The organism is Nocardia sp. MH4 (genome assembly GCF_019266065.1).
In the GTDB taxonomy this organism is placed as follows: domain Bacteria; phylum Actinomycetota; class Actinomycetes; order Mycobacteriales; family Mycobacteriaceae; genus Nocardia; species Nocardia canadensis.
Window position 1 is genome coordinate 13,314 of record NZ_LPNR01000087.1, and the last position, 4,656, is coordinate 17,969.

The following is a 4,656-nucleotide window of genomic DNA, read 5'->3' on the forward strand; positions in this document are numbered from 1 at the left end:
GCGCCGGCGAATAACGTTGCGTAGGCTTCGCTCTGTGCAGAGATGGCGAAGTCTCGACGATGTGCCCGCCGACTGGGGGCGCTGCGTCCTCACGATCGGCGTGTTCGACGGCGTGCATCGCGGGCACGCGCAGCTGATCAGCCGCGCGGTGGCCGCGGCGAAGAAGCGTGATGTTCCCTCGGTTCTGATGACCTTCGATCCGCATCCGATGGAAGTGGTCCGGCCCGGTTCCCATCCCGCCCAGCTCACCACCCTGACCCGGCGGGCCGAGCTCGCTGAGGAACTCGGGATCGACGTGTTCTGCGTGATGCCCTTCACCCAGGAGTTCATGAAGCTCACCCCGGCCGGGTACGTGCACGATCTGCTGGTCGAGCGGCTGCACGTCACCGAGGTCGTCGTCGGCGACAACTTCACCTTCGGCAAGAAGGCCGCGGGCACCGTCGACACCATGCGCGAGCTGGGCGCCCGCTTCGGCTTCGAGGTCGACGGGGTCACCCTGCTCGGCGAGCACGCCGTCACCTTCTCCTCCACTTACATCCGCGCCTGCGTCGACGCGGGCGACATGGCGGCCGCCGCCGAGGCGCTCGGCCGTCCGCATCGGGTCGAGGGCGTCGTCGTGCACGGTGACGGGCGCGGTCGCGGGCTCGGTTTCCCGACCGCCAACGTCGCCCCGCCGATGCACGCGGCGATCCCGGCCGACGGCGTGTACGCGGGCTGGTTCACCGTGCTCGGCCCCGGCCCGACCATCGGCACGGTCGAGCCCGGTGCGCGCGCGATGGCCGCCATCTCGGTCGGCACGAATCCCACCTTCTCCGGCCGTTCGCGCACCGTGGAGGCCTTCGTCCTCGACGGCGAGGCCGATCTGTACGGCCAGCACGTGGCGGTCGACTTCGTCGAGCAGCTGCGCGGGATGCGCAAGTTCGACACCATCGACGACCTGGTCGAGGCCATGGGCCGCGATGTCGAGAACGCGCGCAAGGTACTCACCGCCGCCGACGCCTGAGGCCGGTGCGGCCCGCGCCCGAGCGCTCCGGTACAGTCGATCCTCGGGTTTGCTGCGGTCCGCGGTGGCGCCCATTCCGGGTAACCGGGACTTCGAGCGCGGAACTGAGAAAGAGGAGTCGATGCCGCATGGCGCTGACCACTGAGCAGAAGTCGGCCATTCTGGCCGAGTACGGCCTGCACGAGAAGGACACCGGCTCGCCGGAGGCGCAGATCGCGCTGCTGTCGAAGCGAATCTCGGACCTGACCGAGCACCTCAAGCAGCACAAGCACGATCACCACACCCGGCACGGCCTGCTGGCCCTGATCGGTCGTCGTCGTCGCCTGTCGAAGTACCTGCAGGCCAAGGACATCGAGCGCTACCGTTCGCTCATCGAGCGTCTCGGCCTGCGCCGCTGATCTGCTTCGACACGCCTCCTCGCTGAGGCGGTCGGCGAGTAGCCAATGGGAAGAAGTACACTTCTTCTCGTTGGCTATTCGTGTATTCGGCGACCATCGGGTTTCCGCGTGCACTACAACATGTGACAGCCGTGTGCATCCGTCCGCGTGGCGTCGGTCTTCGGTAGTGGCCTTTCGGCAGGCGTTTTTCCCGCCGCCGTCGGGCTTCGATCGATGACCGCCTCCGCGTCGCCGCTTCCAAGGGGATCCGGCCGGGTGCTGCGCGTGGCAGCCAGGAGGGTTTCCACGTGTCCGTGTCCGGTACGGCTGACGAAATAGCTGGTTCGCGCCCACATGGTGCTGCGCTCCGGCGAGACGAGAGGTCGAGAGAAGAAAAATGACGCAGACAACTGAACGTGCTTCGACTGCGGTCGAGGTCGAGCCCGGTGTTTTCGAGTCGGTCGCGCTGATCGACAACGGTAGCTTCGGCACCCGCACCATCCGCTTCGAGACGGGCCGTCTGGCCAAGCAGGCCGCCGGATCCGTCGTCGCCTACCTGGACGACGAGACCATGCTGCTGTCGGCGACCACCGCCGGCAAGCACCCCAAGGACCAGTTCGACTTCTTCCCGCTGACGGTCGACGTCGAAGAGCGCATGTACGCCGCGGGCCGCATCCCCGGCTCGTTCTTCCGTCGCGAGGGCCGCCCCTCCACCGACGCGATCCTGACCTGTCGCCTGATCGACCGTCCGCTGCGCCCGTCGTTCGTCGACGGCCTGCGCAACGAGATCCAGGTCGTGGTCACCGTGCTGAGCCTGGACCCGCAGGATCTCTACGACGTGGTGGCCATCAACGCCGCCTCGGCGTCCACCCAGATCTCCGGTCTGCCGTTCTCCGGCCCGGTCGGCGGCGTGCGCGTCGCCCTGATCGGTGATCAGTGGGTCGCGTTCCCGACCGTCGAGCAGCTCGAGGGCGCCGTGTTCGACATGGTCGTCGCGGGCCGGGTCACCGAGTCCGGTGACGTCGCCATCATGATGGTCGAGGCCGAGGCCACCGACAAGGTCATCGCGCTGATCTCCGACGGCGCGCAGGCGCCCACCGAGGCCGTCGTGGCCCAGGGCCTCGAGGCCGCCAAGCCGTTCATCGCCCGCCTGTGCCGCGCGCAGTCGGACCTGGCGACCCTGGCCGCCAAGCCCACCGAGGAGTTCCCGCTCTTCCCGCCGTACGCCGCCGACGTGTTCGAGGCCGTCGAGGGCACCGCCAAGCGTGAGCTGAACGAGGCGCTGAGCATCGCCGACAAGCAGGCCCGCGAGGCCAAGATCGACGAGATCAAGCTCGACGTGCTCTCGCGTCTGGGCGAGGACTTCACCGGCCGGGAGAAGGAGCTGGGCGCCGCGTTCCGCTCGGTCACCAAGAAGCTGGTGCGCCAGCGCATCCTGACCGATGGCTTCCGCATCGACGGCCGTGGTCTGGCCGACATCCGCGCGCTGTCCGCCGAGGTCGCCGTGATCCCGCGCGCCCACGGTTCGGCGCTGTTCGAGCGTGGCGAGACCCAGATCATGGGCGTCACCACCCTGGACATGGTGAAGATGGCCCAGCAGGTCGACTCGCTCGGCCCGGAGACCTCCAAGCGCTACATGCACCACTACAACTTCCCGCCGTTCTCCACCGGCGAGACCGGCCGCGTCGGTTCGCCGAAGCGTCGCGAGATCGGCCACGGCGCGCTCGCCGAGCGTGCGCTGATGCCGGTGCTGCCCTCGCAGGAGGAGTTCCCCTACGCCATCCGTCAGGTCTCGGAGGCGCTGGGCTCCAACGGTTCCACCTCGATGGGTTCGGTGTGTGCCTCGACCCTGTCGCTGCTGAACGCCGGTGTGCCGCTGAAGGCGCCGGTCGCCGGTATCGCCATGGGCCTGGTGTCGGACACCGTCACCAACGACAAGGGTGAGGACGAGGTCCGCTACGTCGCGCTGACCGACATCCTCGGCGCCGAGGACGCCTTCGGCGACATGGACTTCAAGGTCGCCGGTACCCGTGACTTCGTCACCGCCCTGCAGCTGGACACCAAGCTCGACGGCATCCCCTCGCAGGTGCTGGCCGGTGCGCTGAACCAGGCGCACGACGCCCGCACCACCATCCTGGACGTGATGGCCGAGGCCATCGCCACCCCGGACGAGATGAGCCCGTACGCCCCGCGCGTCACCGCGATCAAGATCCCGGTCGACAAGATCGGTGAGGTCATCGGGCCCAAGGGCAAGATGATCAACCAGATCACCGAGGACACCGGCGCCAACATCTCCATCGAGGATGACGGCACCGTGTTCGTCGGTGCGACCGACGGGCCGTCGGCGCAGGCCGCGATCGACGCGATCAACGCGATCGCGAACCCGCAGCTGCCGAAGGTCGGCGAGCGTTTCCTGGGCACGGTCGTCAAGACCACCGCCTTCGGCGCGTTCGTCTCGCTGCTGCCGGGCCGCGACGGCCTGGTGCACATCTCCAAGCTGGGCAACGGCAAGCGCGTCGCCAAGGTCGAGGACGTGGTCAACGTCGGCGACAAGCTGCGCGTGGAGATCGCCGACATCGACAACCGCGGCAAGATCTCGCTGGTCCCCGTCGAAGACGAGGCCCCGGCCGCCGAGGCCGCCCCGGCCGAGGACACCGCCGCGGAGTAAGCGCGCCGGTAGCTTCACCGATCACCGAAACCCCTCGCCGGTTCACCCCGGCGGGGGGTTTCGTCGTGTCGGGGGACGACGCGTTCCAGGAAAAGTGGTGTGAATCACTGCGATGCAACGTTGATGCAACGTTGTTTCACATAGTGTTGCCCGACACAGTGCGAACCTGTGCCGACAGCCGCCACATCGCCCGCACGGGCGATCGGGCGAGAGCTGTCCCCTCGGCGTATGCGGTCGAATTGCTGGACCGTTCTCAGCGCCGGAATTCGCGGCCCCGGACCGAGATTTTGACGGAATCTGGTCCGGTTTATTATCGGACCGAATACGCTTCTCTCGTCTGCGGGCGCGGGTGTCAGGTGTCGGGGTTGACGATGGAGGTCGGGAGATAACCGAGTCATAGCTGGTTGCATGGCGGCGAGCCGGCGGGTCGCGATCGTGTCATAGCCGATCGCACTGAATGCCGGTGTGAGCGGGCGGATTTCGGGCTGGGTGTCCGAGGTTGGCCGCCCCGAGCCGATCCCGTCACCCCGGTGGGTCCGGGGGAATTCCGAGAGTTGTATTGCGGCCGCGTGGCGTCACCTGCGGTCGGTAGATGGAAGGCAGTCCAG

The 4,656-nt window shown here is 67.8% G+C and carries 3 protein-coding genes; all 3 read left to right on the top strand.

Annotated elements, in window-relative coordinates:
• Positions 1–34: 34 nt before the first annotated feature.
• The 3 genes from ATM97_RS10470 (at position 35) to ATM97_RS10480 (ending at position 4,048) form a co-directional block, all read left to right on the top strand.
• Entirely contained in the window at positions 35–1,003 is a 969-nt protein-coding gene (locus ATM97_RS10470; protein ID WP_218717772.1) for a bifunctional riboflavin kinase/FAD synthetase, read from the top strand.
• A 128-nt stretch (positions 1,004–1,131) separates the two neighbouring features.
• A complete protein-coding gene (rpsO, locus tag ATM97_RS10475) occupies positions 1,132–1,401 on the top strand; it encodes a 30S ribosomal protein S15 (protein ID WP_019048089.1) in 270 nt (89 codons plus the stop codon).
• A 376-nt stretch (positions 1,402–1,777) separates the two neighbouring features.
• A complete protein-coding gene (locus tag ATM97_RS10480; protein ID WP_218717773.1) occupies positions 1,778–4,048 on the top strand; it encodes a polyribonucleotide nucleotidyltransferase in 2,271 nt (756 codons plus the stop codon).
• Positions 4,049–4,656: the final 608 nt, after the last annotated feature.